Below are 15031 nucleotides of genomic sequence, written 5' to 3'. Positions count from 1 at the left end.
CCGAGCCGCTTAAACCAGTGAACCGCCGGTCAGGAAGGAAAAGATCAGGAATATCAGCAGAAGACCGCAGATGATGCCGATACCAAAAAGCAAGGTATGGAAAGCCAGTGTCCCGCCGCCAAAAACCAGAGCGCCGCGAATGCCCCAGCGATTTTCCTTACGCATACCGCCAACAAATGCGCAAAGTAGCGCGGCAATGGCCAGTGCGATGCCGCCTTGATCGAGGATTTTATCGATATCAGGCGTCTCTTTTTTCTCCACTGTCGTAATTTTTTCACCTTTTATTCCAGCGAGAAGACCTCTTTTAATTTCAGCCGTTTTGTCCGCCACGATGCTTTCAAGCGTTGGCGGCGGTGCGGAAAAAGGGCCGAAGGAAAAGTGGATAATGCCCATCATTAAAGCGATGGCACCGAACAGCATACCCAGTGAACTGATTTTATTTTGCGCTAAGATATCCATCTGACCTCCTTGTAGCGGATGGCAAAGCATATCAAGAAAACATCGACCGAAATTCCTAAAAATAGACGGATAAAACATCACTATTGTGAAATTGCAAAGGAGCCATAATGAAAATATCCCGCCTCGGTGAAGCACCCGATTACCGCTTCTCGTTGGCTAATGAGCGTACATTTTTGGCGTGGATCCGTACTGCATTAGGGTTTCTGGCAGCAGGTGTGGGGCTGGATCAGCTTGCGCCGGATTTCGCCACGCCAGTCATTCGCGAGCTGCTGGCGTTATTGCTATGCTTATTTTCTGGCGGACTGGCAATGTATGGTTACTTGCGCTGGTTACGCAATGAAAAAGCGATGCGTCTGAAAGAAGATTTACCCTACACCAACAGCTTATTAATCATCAGCTTAATATTGATGATCGTGGCGGTGATCGTTATGGGACTGGTATTGTATGTCGGATAGCCGCAAAGCCAGACGGATTGCCGACCCTGGCCTTCAGCCGGAACGCACATCGCTGGCATGGTTTCGCACCATGCTGGGCTATGGCGCGTTGATGGCGCTGGCCATCAAACACAACTGGCATCAGTCAGGCATATTGTTCTGGATTTCTATTGGCATCCTCGCCTTTGTGGCACTAATCCTCTGGCGCTATACACGAAATCGTAATTTAATGGATGTGGTTAATAGCGATTTTTCCCAAATTTGCGTAATCCGTGACAAATTTATGATCTCCCTCGCGGTGTTATCTCTCGCAATACTGTTTGCTGTTACGCATATACACCAACTTATCGTATTAATTGAGAGAATCACATGACAGGAAGTCAGGTTATAGATGCTAAAGAGGACAGGCATAAACTGGTTGTAGAGTATAAAGATGCATTACAACCAGATGATTTTTATCAGAATTTCAAACAGAGGGGCATCCGCGCCGTGCAACTCATTCCCCATATAGAATTTGATGACCGGGGCGAGCTGACGGCAGCGTCGGTGACAACCGAGTTATGGGGACAATTTTTAATCGCCCTGTTCGAGTGTTGGGTGCGGACAGATATCAGTCGTATATCAATCGAGCTTTTTGATGTCACGCTGCAAAAATGGTGCGGGAACGACAGCCAACAACCACGGCGGGGCTGTCAGGAGTGTGACTGGTATCTCCTGTGCCCTCATGCCAGGGATGGTCAGTCGGGCAAGGTACTTTGTGCTGGCTATCAGGCTTTTTATTCCCACTCCGCGCCGCACATGCGGGTAATGCGCGACTTGATAAAGCAGCATCGTTCTCCAGTGGAGTTGATGACGATGCTGTGGTGAGGTGAGTTAAACGGGCTGTCCCTGCTGCGACATCCGCGTCGCCAGCGGCAGCCAACACAGCACGATCAACAATCCCATTAAGGTCATCAATAACCCCAGGCTGCCCTGACCGGTTTGCGGCAACATCGCGGAGAGCGACGCCAGCACGCCGGAACCAATGTTTTGCAGACCACCGACCAGTGCGCCAGCCGTGCCCGCCAGGAAGGGGAAAGGCTCCATCGCGCCGCTGGTTGCCAGCGGAAATAGCATCCCGGCACCGAAAAAGAACAGTGCTGCGGGAACGAGCAGCGTCCAGACATTCATCACGCCAAACCAACTGGGGAGCCACATCATCAGTCCTGCCAGCAGGCAACAGATAACGGACTGCCACATCAACGAAGCGAACCGTTTATTCGGGCGTCCGGCAAACCATGCACCGAAAAATGCCGCCGGAATTGGCAGAATAAACAAAATACTGACCGTCATACTGCTCAGTCCTAATACTGCGCCCATCAGCACCCCAGAACAGGCTTCGAAGGCGGCAATCCCTGCCAGACCGCCAATCAGCATCAGTAAATAGCAGTTAAAACCGCCATTTCCAAAGAGCGTTTTGTAGCTGGTGAGCAGACGCGTACGCGGCGCATCGACAGGGCGCGTTTCTGGCATCCAGCGCGCCATACTGAAGGTCACGCCAGCACAAAGCACCAGTAAAAACAGATAGCAGGCTCGCCAGTTCCACATGGTATCCAGTAGGCCGCCAATTAATGGTGCGAGCAAAGGGCTGACCAGAATACCCATATTTAACATGCTATTAGCGTGACGTAGCTGTGTCCGTTCATACAAATCACGCGGCAATGTACGCGCCATCACACCACCGACACCGGTTCCCATCCCCTGCATTGCGCTGGCAGTAATCAATACCGTCAGGCTGGAGGTGGTGACCGCAACCAGCGTCGCTAACATAAAAATGGACATTCCGACGAGGATCACCGGGCGACGACCAACCCTGTCGGAAATTGGGCCATAAAATAGTTGTGAGACACCGTAGGTCAGCAGATAAGCGCCCATTACGCTCTGCACCGCCCCTTCACGGACGTTGAGATCGCGCGCCATATCGGCAATAGCAGGAATATAAATAGTTTGCGCCATCTGACCGACGGCCACGAGTAATACCAACATCAATAATAAATTGACGTTTCTATGCCTTTTCATTATCACAGACGCTTATAAAAATATATTTAGAATAAGTTACTACGCATTCGAATAAATGCGGGAGAGAAATCTATCACATTGATAAATGTTAGCCAGATATATATGAGGAATAGTAATAAGAAAAACGGCAGAATATATAAACAAAAGCGGCAATAAATGTTGCCGGAAGGGACTTTGACTTAAATAAATTCTGTAGGTCGGAAAAGATGCATCAGCATCGCATCCGACACCCATTTGCAAGCAGAATATGAAAGGGGAGCGGTTTCCCGCTCCCCTTTAGTGCGGCTTGAATCTGAATTACTTAAGGTATTTCAGAACAGCATCAAGCAGTTGCAGTGCTGCAACAATGAGTTTGAGGATAAGAATGGCGATATCCACCAGGCTCATACGCGTCTCCTGTGGTTCAGGAGCACTACCAGCCGACGTACCTTTCCGCTGCCTGTGGTCGGCTGTTGTGCACGCGGTATCTCAAGGAGAAACGTTGTGCTGTTGACATAACACAGTGTGCTCACGCGGGGTTAAGGCGCTGACGGCACCACCCGTTTCAGCCAGGACTTAGTGCGCCGGGTAACGATGCGGCCCCCGCATAACACATTGCGTACAGTGATATTATAGAATTGCACTGTATAAATAAACAGTAATTTTTAGACAAAACGCAAACTGTGATCGATACTCAACTATGCGCTAAATAAGTCAAAATTCGTGCCGAAATTGCGTGTTCTACGCGGAACACGTATACTTTCAGTGTTGACATAATACAGTGTGCTTTGCGGTTACCAGCCGCGAGCGGCTGACGAAACCTCGCTCCGGCGGGGTTTTTTGTTACCCGCGATTTCAGTACAAAACGTGATCAATCCCTCAATTTTCCCTTGATGAAAATTTTTCCATTGTCTCCCCTGTAAACCTGTGCTTGTATAAATATTGTTAAACACAAAACCAACAAGGTCCCCAATGACTATTTCCATGCTCAACGCAAAACTACTACCAACTGCGCCATCCGCCGCAGTGGTCGTCGTGCGTGTGGTGGTGGTCGTCGGCAATGCGCCGTAGGGACTGGAACAACACACGATTCCAAAACCCCGCCGGCGCAAACCGGGCGGGGTTTTTCGTTTAAGCACCCCCGGAAAGTCGGCTCAAAAGAAAAGGACTGGAGCATGGCAAGTTCGGGCATAACATCGACACGCAAGCGTTTTACCGGCGCAGAATTTATCGTTCATTTTCTGGAACAGCAGGGCATTAAGATTGTGACGGGGATACCGGGCGGCTCGATTCTCCCTGTCTATGACGCCTTAAGCCAAAGCACGCAAATCCGCCATATTCTGGCTCGTCACGAACAGGGCGCGGGATTTATCGCCCAGGGGATGGCGCGTACCGACGGCAAACCAGCGGTTTGCATGGCCTGTAGTGGGCCGGGGGCGACTAACCTGGTGACCGCCATTGCCGATGCGCGGCTGGACTCCATCCCGCTGATTTGCATCACCGGTCAGGTTCCGGCCTCGATGATTGGCACCGACGCCTTTCAGGAAGTCGATACCTACGGCATCTCTATCCCCATCACCAAACATAACTATCTGGTCAGGCATATCGAAGAACTCCCGCAGGTCATGAGCGATGCCTTCCGCATTGCGCAATCAGGCCGTCCTGGCCCGGTGTGGATAGACATTCCTAAGGATGTGCAAACAGCGGTTTTTGAGATTGAAGAACAGCCGGCTATGGCAGAAAAAGCCGCCGCACCCGCCTTTAGCGAAGAGAGTATTTGTGATGCGGCAGCGATGATTAACGCTGCCAAACGTCCGATACTTTATCTGGGCGGCGGTGTGATCAACGCACCTGAGCGGGTGCGTGAACTGGCAGAGAAAGCGCAATTGCCCACCACTATGACCTTAATGGCGCTGGGCATGTTGCCAAAAGCGCATCCACTGTCGCTGGGTATGCTGGGGATGCACGGCGTGCGCAGCACCAACTATATCTTGCAGGAGGCGGATCTGCTGATTGTTCTCGGAGCACGTTTTGATGACCGGGCGATTGGCAAAACCGAGGAGTTCTGTCCGAACGCCAAAATCATCCATGTGGATATCGACCGCGCAGAGCTGGGTAAAGTGAAGCAACCGCATGTAGCGATTCAGGCGGATGTCGATGACGTGCTGGCGCAACTGATCCCGCAGGTGGAAGCCCAGCCGCGAGAAGAGTGGCATCAACTGGTGGCTGATTTACAGCGCGAATACCCGTGTCCAATTCCAAAAGCGTGCGATCCCTTAACACATTACGGCCTGATTAATGCCGTTGCCGCCTGCGTGGATGACAACGCGATTATTACCACCGATGTTGGTCAACATCAGATGTGGACGGCGCAGGCCTATCCGCTCAATCGTCCACGTCAGTGGCTGACCTCTGGCGGGCTGGGAACGATGGGCTTTGGTCTGCCTGCGGCGATTGGCGCGGCGCTGGCGAACCCTGATCGCAAAGTGTTGTGTTTTTCCGGTGACGGCAGTCTGATGATGAATATTCAGGAGATGGCCACCGCCAGCGAAAACCAGCTTGATGTCAAAATCATTCTGATGAACAACGAAGCTCTGGGGCTGGTGCATCAGCAACAAAGTCTGTTCTACAAGCAGGGTGTTTTTGCCGCTACCTATCCGGGCAAAATCAATTTTATGCAGATTGCCGCCGGATTCGGCCTCGAAACGTGTGATTTGAATAATGAAGCCGATCCGCAGGCCGCGTTGCAAGAAATTATTAATCGCCCTGGTCCGGCACTGATTCATGTACGGATTGATGCGGAAGAAAAAGTTTACCCGATGGTGCCGCCAGGTGCGGCGAATACTGAAATGGTGGGGGAATAAACCATGCAAAATACAACTCATGACAACGTGATTCTGGAACTCACCGTTCGCAACCATCCTGGTGTAATGACGCATGTTTGTGGGCTTTTTGCCCGCCGCGCCTTTAACGTTGAAGGCATTCTCTGTCTGCCTGTTCAGGACAGCGACAAAAGCCATATCTGGCTACTGGTGAATGATGATCAGCGGCTGGAGCAGATGATAAGCCAGATCGACAAACTGGAAGATGTGGTAAAAGTGCAGCGTAATCAGTCCGACCCGACCATGTTTAACAAGATTGCTGTGTTCTTTCAGTAACCGCTCAAGGCTTGAACAGCGGCGCGCTTATCGTTAAGGTAAGCGCGTTTTTTTTACCCGCCAGGACAAGACCATGATAACCGTTGCCCTTATAGACGATCACCTTATCGTCCGCTCCGGCTTTGCGCAGTTGCTGGGGCTGGAACCTGATTTGCAGGTAGTTGCCGAGTTTGGTTCGGGGCGCGAGGCGCTGACCGGGTTGCCAGGGCGCGGTGTGCAGGTGTGTATTTGCGACATCTCCATGCCGGATATTTCCGGACTGGAGTTATTAAGCCAGCTTCCAAAAGGTATGGCGACGATTATGCTCTCCGTTCATGACAGTCCGGCGCTGGTTGAACAGGCGCTCAATGCGGGCGCACGCGGCTTTCTCTCCAAACGCTGTAGCCCGGACGAACTGATCGCTGCGGTGCATACCGTTGCCACGGGCGGCTGTTATCTGACGCCAGATATCGCCATTAAACTGGCATCCGGTCGCCAGGATCCGCTGACCAAACGCGAACGTCAGGTGGCGGAAAAGCTGGCGCAAGGGATGGCGGTGAAAGAGATTGCCGCTGAACTGGGCTTGTCGCCGAAAACTGTGCACGTACATCGCGCTAATCTGATGGACAAACTGGGCGTCAGTAACGATGTTGAACTGGCTCGCCGCATGTTTGATGGCTGGTGATGAAGACATTTTTCTCCCGCTTAAATACTGTAATTTCCTGCTTTTTTATCTTCTCTGCAGCATGGTTTTGCCTGTGGAGTATTAGCCTGCATCTGGTTGAACGACCGGATCTGGCGGTATTGCTGTTTCCGTTTGGTCTGCGACTGGGGCTGATGTTGCAATGCCCGCGTGGATACTGGCCCGTGTTGCTGGGCGCGGAATGGCTGCTGATTTACTGGCTGACGCAGGCTGTCGGGTTAACGCATTTTCCGTTATTGATGATCGGTAGTTTATTGACGTTACTGCCCGTGGCGTTGATTTCCCGCTTTCGCCATCAGCGCGACTGGCGCACATTGTTGTTACAGGGGGCTGCGTTGACGGCGGCAGCGTTGTTACAGTCGCTGCCCTGGCTTTGGCACGGGTATGGTAACGAATCGTGGAACGCGCTGTTATTAACCTTAACTGGTGGTCTGACGCTGGCTCCTGTTTGCCTTGTGTTCTGGCACTACCTGGCGAATAACACCTGGCTGCCGCTGGGGCCGTCGCTGGTTTCTCAGCCGATAAACTGGCGCGGGCGGCATCTGATTTGGTACTTGCTGCTGTTTGTTATCAGCCTCTGGCTGCAACTGGGGTTGCCGAACGAACTGTCGCGCTTTACGCCATTCTGCCTGGCGCTGCCGATTATCGCTCTGGCCTGGCACTATGGTTGGCAAGGGGCGCTGATTGCGACGTTGATGAATGCCATTGCGCTGATTGCCAGCCAGACATGGCGCGATCATCCGGTAGATTTATTGCTCTCGCTTCTGGTGCAAAGTTTGACGGGGCTGTTACTTGGTGCAGGTATTCAGCGACTGCGTGAGCTTAACCAGTCGCTACAAAAGGAGCTGGCACGCAATCAGCATCTTGCCGAACGTTTGCTGGAAACCGAAGAGAGCGTGCGCCGCGATGTGGCGCGTGAACTGCACGACGATATCGGTCAGACTATCACCGCCATTCGTACTCAGGCGGGCATTGTTCAGCGGCTGGCGGCAGATAACGCCAGCGTGAAGCAGAGCGGGCAGTTAATCGAACAACTGTCGCTGGGAGTTTACGACGCGGTGCGCCGCTTGTTAGGGCGGTTACGTCCGCGCCAGTTGGATGATCTCACCCTGGAGCAGGCTATCCGTTCACTGATGCGAGAAATGGAGCTGGAAGGTCGCGGCATTGTCAGTCATCTCGAATGGCGGATAGATGAATCAGCATTAAGTGAAAACCAGCGTGTGACGCTGTTTCGAGTCTGCCAGGAAGGGCTGAACAACATTGTGAAACATGCCGATGCCAGTGCGGTCACGCTGCAAGGCTGGCAGCAGGATGAGCGATTGATGCTGGTGATTGACGACGATGGTAGCGGTTTGCCGCCAGATTCAGGTCAACACGGTTTTGGTCTCACCGGAATGCGCGAGCGCGTAACGGCGTTGGGCGGCACCTTGACCATATCTTGTCTGCACGGCACGCGCGTCAGTGTCTCTCTACCCCAACGTTATGTGTAAGGCTTGATGATGTTGCAGTTCCTGAAAGCGCCTGCCGACGCGCCGCTGATAAGCGATAAACGTGAAATTGATGCCCGCTATCGCTACTGGCGTCGGCATATTTTGCTGACAATCTGGTTGGGCTATGCGCTGTTTTATTTCACGCGTAAGAGTTTTAACGCCGCGATGCCGGAAATCCTCGCCACTGGCGTGCTAAGTCGTAGCGATATCGGCCTGTTAGCAACCCTGTTTTACATCACCTACGGCTTGTCGAAGTTTGTTTCCGGCATTGTCAGCGACCGCTCAAATGCGCGTTATTTTATGGGGATGGGGCTTATTGCGACTGGCATCATCAACATTCTGTTTGGATTTTCCACTTCGCTATGGGCGTTTGCCGTGCTCTGGGTGTTGAACGCTTTTTTCCAGGGCTGGGGTTCGCCAGTTTGTGCGCGGCTGTTAACCGCCTGGTATTCACGTACCGAGCGCGGCGGTTGGTGGGCGTTATGGAACACGGCGCACAACGTTGGCGGCGCGTTAATCCCTATTGTGATGGCGGCAGTCGCGCTGCATTACAGTTGGCGTATCGGGATGATGGTTGCCGGCTGTATGGCGATAGTTGTGGGGATTTTTCTCTGCTGGCGATTGCGCGATCGCCCGCAGGCATTAGGTTTACCGGCGGTCGGCGAATGGCGGCACGACGCGCTGGAGGTTGCCCAGCAGCAGGAAGGAGCAGGGCTGACGCGTAAAGAGATCCTCACCAAATATGTGTTGCTGAATCCGTATATCTGGTTGCTTTCGTTCTGCTACGTGCTGGTCTACGTGGTTCGCGCAGCGATCAACGACTGGGGCAACTTGTACATGTCCGAGACGCTTGGCGTCGATCTGGTCACGGCGAATACAGCAGTGACGATGTTTGAACTGGGCGGATTTATCGGTGCGCTGGTTGCCGGTTGGGGTTCGGACAAACTATTTAATGGTAATCGTGGGCCGATGAATTTGATTTTCGCCGCCGGGATTTTGCTTTCAGTCGGCTCGCTGTGGCTGATGCCTTTTGCCAGCTACGTGATGCAGGCGACTTGCTTCTTCACCATTGGTTTTTTTGTTTTTGGCCCACAGATGTTAATCGGTATGGCGGCGGCAGAGTGTTCCCACAAAGAAGCGGCAGGGGCGGCGACGGGGTTTGTCGGCTTGTTTGCTTACCTGGGAGCGTCGCTTGCTGGTTGGCCACTGGCGAAAGTGCTCGATACCTGGCACTGGAGCGGTTTTTTTGTGGTTATCTCTATTGCCGCCGGGATTTCGGCCTTGCTATTACTGCCCTTTTTGAATGCTCAGGCACCCCGCGAAGCGTGATACATCTCACCTTTTTACCTCATATCCGGCAAAACTAAGAAATTTTCCAGGTTTTGCCTGGACACTATCTCAGGCCTGATTGGCTGCTGATTTTTACAATGCCATCATTCATTAATTCTTTCCCCAATTAATTCAAGTTGCAGGAATACATGCAGCTAAAGCACCTGCGGCTTGAAGAATGATGGGAAATCAGGAGTAACCCATGCTGGCTTTCCTCAACCAGGTTCGCAAGCCGACTCTGGATCTTCCGCTCGAAGTGCGGCGCAAAATGTGGTTCAAACCGTTCATGCAATCCTACCTGGTGGTCTTTATTGGCTACCTGACGATGTATCTGATTCGCAAGAACTTTAACATTGCGCAGAACGACATGATCTCCACTTACGGGTTGAGCATGACGCAGCTGGGGATGATTGGCCTGGGCTTCTCCATCACTTACGGCGTAGGTAAAACGCTGGTTTCCTACTATGCCGACGGCAAAAATACCAAACAGTTCCTGCCGTTTATGCTGATCCTCTCCGCCATTTGTATGCTGGGCTTCAGCGCCAGCATGGGCAGCGGCTCAGTTAGCCTGTTCCTGATGATTGCCTTCTACGCCTTAAGCGGCTTTTTCCAGAGTACCGGCGGCTCATGCAGTTACTCCACCATCACCAAATGGACGCCACGTCGTAAGCGCGGGACGTTCCTCGGTTTCTGGAACATTTCCCACAACCTCGGTGGCGCGGGCGCGGCGGGTGTGGCGCTGTTCGGTGCAAATTACCTGTTCGACGGTCATGTGATCGGCATGTTTATCTTCCCGTCGATTATCGCGCTGATTGTCGGTTTTATCGGTCTGCGTTACGGCAGTGACTCCCCTGAAGCTTATGGCCTCGGTAAAGCCGAAGAACTGTTCGGTGAAGAGATCAGCGAAGAGGACAAAGAGACTGAGTCCACGGATATGACCAAGTGGCAGATCTTTGTTGAGTATGTGCTGAAAAACAAAGTGATCTGGCTGCTGTGCTTCGCCAATATCTTCCTGTACGTGGTACGTATTGGTATCGACCAGTGGTCAACCGTGTACGCGTTCCAGGAACTGAAACTCTCTAAAGCGGTGGCGATTCAGGGCTTTACGCTGTTTGAAGCAGGCGCACTGGTCGGTACGCTGCTGTGGGGCTGGCTCTCTGACCTGGCGAACGGCCGCCGTGGCCTGGTCGCCTGCATCGCGCTGGCGCTGATTATCGCGACACTCGGTGTGTATCAGCACGCCAGCAATCAATATATCTACCTGGCTTCTCTCTTTGCATTAGGTTTCTTGGTATTTGGTCCGCAACTGTTGATTGGCGTGGCGGCTGTTGGCTTTGTACCGAAAAAAGCGATCGGCGCAGCCGACGGGATTAAAGGCACCTTCGCCTACCTGATTGGTGACAGCTTTGCCAAGCTAGGTCTGGGGATGATTGCCGATGGTACTCCGGTATTCGGCCTCACCGGCTGGGCTGGAACCTTCGCCGCGCTGGATATCGCCGCAATTGGCTGTATCTGCCTGATGGCGATAGTCGCGGTAATGGAAGAACGCAAAATCCGCCGCGAGAAAAAAATTCAGCAGTTGACAGTGGCATAAACGTAACTGGTGACTTTTGCCCGGCATGACGCCGGGCATTTTTTTATTCTGCAATTTCCAGCGTAGTGAAGGCAAACTTCTCGCCATCAAACAAGCCCTGGCTGGTCAGTTTCAACGCGGGGATCACTGGCAGGGAAAGAAACGCCATCTGAATAAACGGTTCATCCGGTAACGGACCACATTCGCGGGCGGCGACTTTCAGGGCGTCAATTTGTTCCGCCAGCGACTGCGCCGTGTCGGTGCTCATCAGCCCGGCAATAGGCAACGGTAGATGGCTCTGCACCTGACCGTCACGTACAACACACAGCCCGCCGCCATCCTGAATCACCTGATTTACCGCCAGCGCCATCTCTTCTGCGCTGCGACCGATCACCACAATATTATGGCTGTCATGGCTGACCGTCGCAGCCAGCGCGCCTTCATTCAAACCAAAGCCGCCGAGCAAGCCACAGGCCGGAGCCAGCCGTTGCCCGTAACGCTCAAGCACGGCAATAAAGCACACATCATCGCGATCAAAACCGTTTTCACTGTAAACACTGGAGCGGGAGTGCGTAATCAGCTCATTATGGATAACGTCAATGACCCGATAGCGTTTTCCGGGCGTAAATTGCAGGGCAAAGTCGCTGGCGGAAACCGGCTGGCGAGCAATAGTATTGCCATACGGTGGGGCGGATTGCGCCAGTCTCGCCGACTCTTGTGCTTGCAAGGTTTGCGCGTCAATCGGTTCGCCTTTCACCAGTACCTGCTGCACCGTGACCTTCCGCGCATCACTTAGCAGGACGATATCGGCCTGTTTGCCGGGCGCCAGTAAACCGAGATGATTAAGACCAAAATGGCGCGCTGTTGACCAACTGGCTACGCGATATGCCACATGCAGCGGCACATTGTGCTGTTCGATCAGCCGACGGATTAAGGCATCGATATGCCCTTCATGGGCGATTTCCCACGGGTTACGGTCATCGGTACAGAGCATACATTGTGGGCTATTAAATTCGTTGATTAACGGAGCCAGCGCGTTGAGGTTGCGGGCAGCGGACCCTTCACGGATCATCAACGACATGCCGAGTTGTAATTTCCGACGGCCTTCTTCCAGCAAATAGCTCTCATGGCAGTTTTCAATACCGGCAGCAATATAGGCGTTAAGTTCTTTACCGCCTAAACCGGGGCAGTGACCGTCCAGCGTCAGATGGCGAAATGCGTCCAGTTTATCGAGCAGCGCATCCTGCCCGCTAATTACGCCTGGGTAGTCCATCATCTCCGCGAGGCCAGTAACCTGCGGGTGATCTCGCCAGGCGAGCATCTGTTCGAGAGTAAAACTGGCGCCGTTTACATCGCAGCCTTCCAGTGCGGGTACGCAAGAGCTGACTTGCAAATACTGATTCTGCTTTGCCTGTTCGGCGCAGCGGGCAAACCAGGCGAATCCGGCTTCGCCCATGACATTGACGATTTCATGGGGATCGCAAATAACAGTTGTCAGGCCGCGTGGCAGGGTGGCTGTTTCAAAGGTGACCGGCGTCATCATGCTGGATTCAATATGCAGGTGAGCATCAATAAATCCTGGTACTGCCGTTGCGCCGTTAGCATCAATTCGGTGTAAAGCTGGAGCGTTGACGTATTCTGCGCCAACACCAGCAATGTAACGCCCTTTAATCACAATCGGGCCGGAAATTTCTCCGCCATTGATCAGATCCAGAATAGAGACATTATCAATAATATAATCGGCAACGGCTTCACCACGGGAAACGGCTAACAATTCCTGGTATTCGCTCCGACTAATGTAATGAAATTTATGGTTAATAGAATTATTCATGTTTTTCTCATTTTGATTTTATCAAATTGATTATTATTTATCATAAAGAAACGTCGCGAGATTATTAAAGAATATCCATTAATGTGCAATTGAAATGTGATAATTATCACTGAACCAGTGTTGTCATTTGTTTTACAAAAGCAAGGATTTAAAATTCCTTCAATGGACAAAAAAATGAATAATGACAATACCGATTACGTGAGTAATGAATCAGGGACGCTTTCGCGATTATTTAAACTTCCTCAACATGGAACCACCGTCCGCACAGAATTGATTGCGGGGATGACCACTTTTTTAACCATGGTGTACATCGTTTTTGTTAACCCGCAAATCCTCGGTGCGGCACAAATGGATCCGAAAGTGGTATTTGTCACCACTTGTTTAATTGCCGGTATTGGCAGCATTGCGATGGGGATATTTGCTAACTTGCCCGTGGCGCTGGCACCGGCGATGGGGCTGAACGCCTTCTTCGCGTTCGTGGTCGTGGGGGCGATGGGGATCTCCTGGCAGACCGGGATGGGAGCCATATTTTGGGGCGCAATCGGACTGTTTTTGCTCACGCTTTTTCGTATCCGTTACTGGATGATTTCCAACATTCCGTTAAGTTTACGTATTGGTATCACCAGTGGTATCGGGTTATTTATTGCCTTGATGGGATTAAAAAATACCGGTGTTATTGTCGCCAATAAAGATACGCTGGTTATGATTGGCGATTTAAGTTCTCACGGCGTGTTGTTAGGTATTTTAGGTTTTTTTATTATAACTGTGTTGTCATCACGTAATTTTCATGCGGCGGTGTTGGTTTCTATTGTTGTTACTTCCTGCTGTGGATTATTTTTCGGTGATGTTCATTTTAGCGGCATCTATTCCATTCCACCCGATATTAGCGGTGTCATTGGTGAAGTCGATTTGAGCGGCGCGTTGTCGCTTGAACTTGCCGGTATCATTTTCTCCTTTATGCTGATCAACCTATTTGATTCATCAGGAACATTAATTGGTGTAACTGATAAAGCTGGCTTAATAGATAGTAACGGTAAATTCCCCAATATGAATAAGGCGCTGTATGTCGATAGCGTCAGTTCGGTGGCGGGTGCGTTTATCGGCACCTCGTCTGTTACCGCCTATATTGAAAGTACTTCTGGTGTGGCGGTCGGTGGTCGCACGGGGCTGACTGCGGTTGTGGTCGGCGTTATGTTCCTGTTGGTTATGTTCTTCTCACCGCTGGTGGCAATGGTTCCCCCCTATGCGACTGCCGGGGCGCTCATCTTCGTGGGCGTGTTAATGACCTCAAGTCTGGCGCGCGTTAACTGGGATGATTTTACCGAATCGGTGCCCGCATTTATTACTACGGTGATGATGCCCTTTACTTTCTCGATCACCGAAGGTATCGCGCTGGGCTTTATGTCGTACTGCATTATGAAAGTCTGTACCGGGCGCTGGCGCGATCTGAACCTGTGTGTGGTGGTTGTAGCAGCGCTGTTTGCGCTGAAAATCATCCTGGTGGATTAGTATCTGATAAGTGTTTCCAGATATCATGAGTGTCAGTTACGCAGGAGAACTCATGATCTGGATAATGCTCGCTACGCTGGCGGTGGTGTTTGTGGTTGGTTTTCGGGTGCTGACATCCGGAGCCAGAAAGGCGATTCGCCGCCTGAGCGATCGGCTGAATATTGATGTCGTACCCATCGAATCGATGGTCGATCAGATGGGAAAGTCAGCGGGTGACGAATTTTTACGTTACCTGCATCGCCCGGATGAGTCGCACCTGCAAAATGCTGCGCAGGTGTTGCTCATCTGGCAAATTGTCATTGTCGATGGCAGCGAACAGAATCTGTTGCAATGGCATCGGATTTTACAAAAAGCCCGCCTCGCAGCTCCCATTACCGACGCTCAGGTCAGGCTGGCGCTGGGTTTTCTGCGCGAAACAGAACCTGAAATGCAGGAGATTAACGCTTTCCAGATGCGCTATAACGCATTCTTTCAGCCTGCCGAGGGCGTTCACTGGCTGCATTAAAACCGCTTCGTCTTATCAGCCTAC

The 15031-nt window shown here is 51.9% G+C and carries 16 protein-coding genes; 12 read left to right on the top strand and 4 right to left on the bottom strand.

The window, feature by feature from the left end; all coding sequences use genetic code 11:
- Nucleotides 1-9: 9 nt before the first annotated feature.
- On the bottom strand, nt 10-459 hold the full coding sequence (gene yidI, locus WES_RS00370; RefSeq protein WP_000352014.1) for a protein YidI: 450 nt from the start codon (nt 457-459) through the stop codon (nt 10-12).
- A gap of 107 nt (nt 460-566) precedes the next feature.
- Between yidI and WES_RS00375 the strand changes: the two genes are divergently transcribed.
- Genes WES_RS00375 through WES_RS00385 form a run of 3 tightly spaced genes read left to right on the top strand, consistent with a single transcriptional unit; the run spans nt 567 to nt 1760 of the window.
- On the top strand, nt 567-914 hold the full coding sequence (locus WES_RS00375) for a YidH family protein (RefSeq protein WP_000703956.1): 348 nt from the start codon (nt 567-569) through the stop codon (nt 912-914).
- Nucleotides 904-1266: a DUF202 domain-containing protein gene (locus tag WES_RS00380; RefSeq protein WP_001285299.1), complete on the top strand. Its 363-nt coding sequence runs from the start codon at nt 904-906 to the stop codon at nt 1264-1266. Before WES_RS00375 ends, WES_RS00380 begins: the two co-directional genes overlap by 11 nt.
- Nucleotides 1263-1760: a radical SAM protein gene (locus WES_RS00385; protein WP_000148079.1), complete on the top strand. Its 498-nt coding sequence runs from the start codon at nt 1263-1265 to the stop codon at nt 1758-1760. Before WES_RS00380 ends, WES_RS00385 begins: the two co-directional genes overlap by 4 nt.
- A 6-nt stretch (nt 1761-1766) precedes the next feature.
- On the opposite strand, the gene emrD is transcribed toward WES_RS00385, so the two are convergent.
- Together emrD and tisB are read right to left on the bottom strand one after the other, a co-directional pair.
- On the bottom strand, nt 1767-2951 hold the full coding sequence (gene emrD, locus WES_RS00390; RefSeq protein ID WP_016159931.1) for a multidrug efflux MFS transporter EmrD: 1185 nt from the start codon (nt 2949-2951) through the stop codon (nt 1767-1769).
- Between the two features lie 297 nt (nt 2952-3248).
- A complete protein-coding gene (tisB, locus tag WES_RS00395) occupies nt 3249-3338 on the bottom strand; it encodes a type I toxin-antitoxin system toxin TisB (RefSeq protein WP_000060506.1) in 90 nt (29 codons plus the stop codon).
- A gap of 564 nt (nt 3339-3902) precedes the next feature.
- On the opposite strand from tisB, the gene ivbL reads away from it, so the two are divergent.
- From ivbL to uhpT, 7 genes are all read left to right on the top strand, one after another.
- The gene (gene ivbL / locus WES_RS00400) at nt 3903-4001 is read left to right on the top strand and encodes an ilvB operon leader peptide IvbL (protein WP_016159932.1); all 99 of its coding nucleotides are present in this window, start codon (nt 3903-3905) and stop codon (nt 3999-4001) included.
- A 104-nt stretch (nt 4002-4105) separates the two neighbouring features.
- A complete protein-coding gene (ilvB, locus tag WES_RS00405; RefSeq protein WP_000168415.1) occupies nt 4106-5794 on the top strand; it encodes an acetolactate synthase large subunit in 1689 nt (562 codons plus the stop codon).
- A gap of 3 nt (nt 5795-5797) precedes the next feature.
- Nucleotides 5798-6088 (top strand): acetolactate synthase small subunit, encoded by a 291-nt coding sequence (gene ilvN, locus WES_RS00410; protein ID WP_001181709.1) that lies wholly within the window; start codon nt 5798-5800, stop codon nt 6086-6088.
- Between the two features lie 73 nt (nt 6089-6161).
- Nucleotides 6162-6752 (top strand): response regulator transcription factor UhpA, encoded by a 591-nt coding sequence (gene uhpA / locus WES_RS00415; protein WP_000633679.1) that lies wholly within the window; start codon nt 6162-6164, stop codon nt 6750-6752.
- Entirely contained in the window at nt 6752-8260 is a 1509-nt protein-coding gene (uhpB, locus tag WES_RS00420; RefSeq protein ID WP_010350494.1) for a signal transduction histidine-protein kinase/phosphatase UhpB, read from the top strand. Before uhpA ends, uhpB begins: the two co-directional genes overlap by 1 nt.
- Nucleotides 8261-8269: 9 nt before the next feature.
- Nucleotides 8270-9589 (top strand): MFS transporter family glucose-6-phosphate receptor UhpC, encoded by a 1320-nt coding sequence (gene uhpC, locus WES_RS00425; RefSeq protein WP_010350496.1) that lies wholly within the window; start codon nt 8270-8272, stop codon nt 9587-9589.
- A gap of 202 nt (nt 9590-9791) precedes the next feature.
- Nucleotides 9792-11183 carry a hexose-6-phosphate:phosphate antiporter gene (uhpT, locus tag WES_RS00430; RefSeq protein WP_000879190.1) on the top strand — a complete coding sequence of 464 codons (1392 nt, stop codon included), beginning with the start codon at nt 9792-9794 and terminating at the stop codon, nt 11181-11183.
- A gap of 43 nt (nt 11184-11226) precedes the next feature.
- On the opposite strand, the gene adeD is transcribed toward uhpT, so the two are convergent.
- Complete coding sequence (gene adeD / locus WES_RS00435) at nt 11227-12993, bottom strand: adenine deaminase (protein WP_016159933.1); 1767 nt, start codon at nt 12991-12993, stop codon at nt 11227-11229.
- Between the two features lie 174 nt (nt 12994-13167).
- Here adeD and adeQ point away from each other — a divergent pair, with 174 nt between their 5' ends.
- Together adeQ and WES_RS00445 are read left to right on the top strand one after the other, a co-directional pair.
- On the top strand, nt 13168-14502 hold the full coding sequence (adeQ, locus tag WES_RS00440) for an adenine permease AdeQ (RefSeq protein WP_016159934.1): 1335 nt from the start codon (nt 13168-13170) through the stop codon (nt 14500-14502).
- 52 nt (nt 14503-14554) lie between these two features.
- Nucleotides 14555-15007, top strand: coding sequence for a DUF1198 domain-containing protein (locus WES_RS00445; RefSeq protein ID WP_010354440.1), 453 nt, complete (start codon nt 14555-14557; stop codon nt 15005-15007).
- The last annotated feature ends 24 nt before the right edge of the window (nt 15008-15031 follow it).

This window comes from Escherichia sp. KTE31 (genome assembly GCF_000407925.1).
GTDB classification, from domain to species: Bacteria; Pseudomonadota; Gammaproteobacteria; order Enterobacterales; family Enterobacteriaceae; genus Escherichia; species Escherichia ruysiae.
This window is presented reverse-complemented; position numbering and strand designations above follow the sequence as displayed.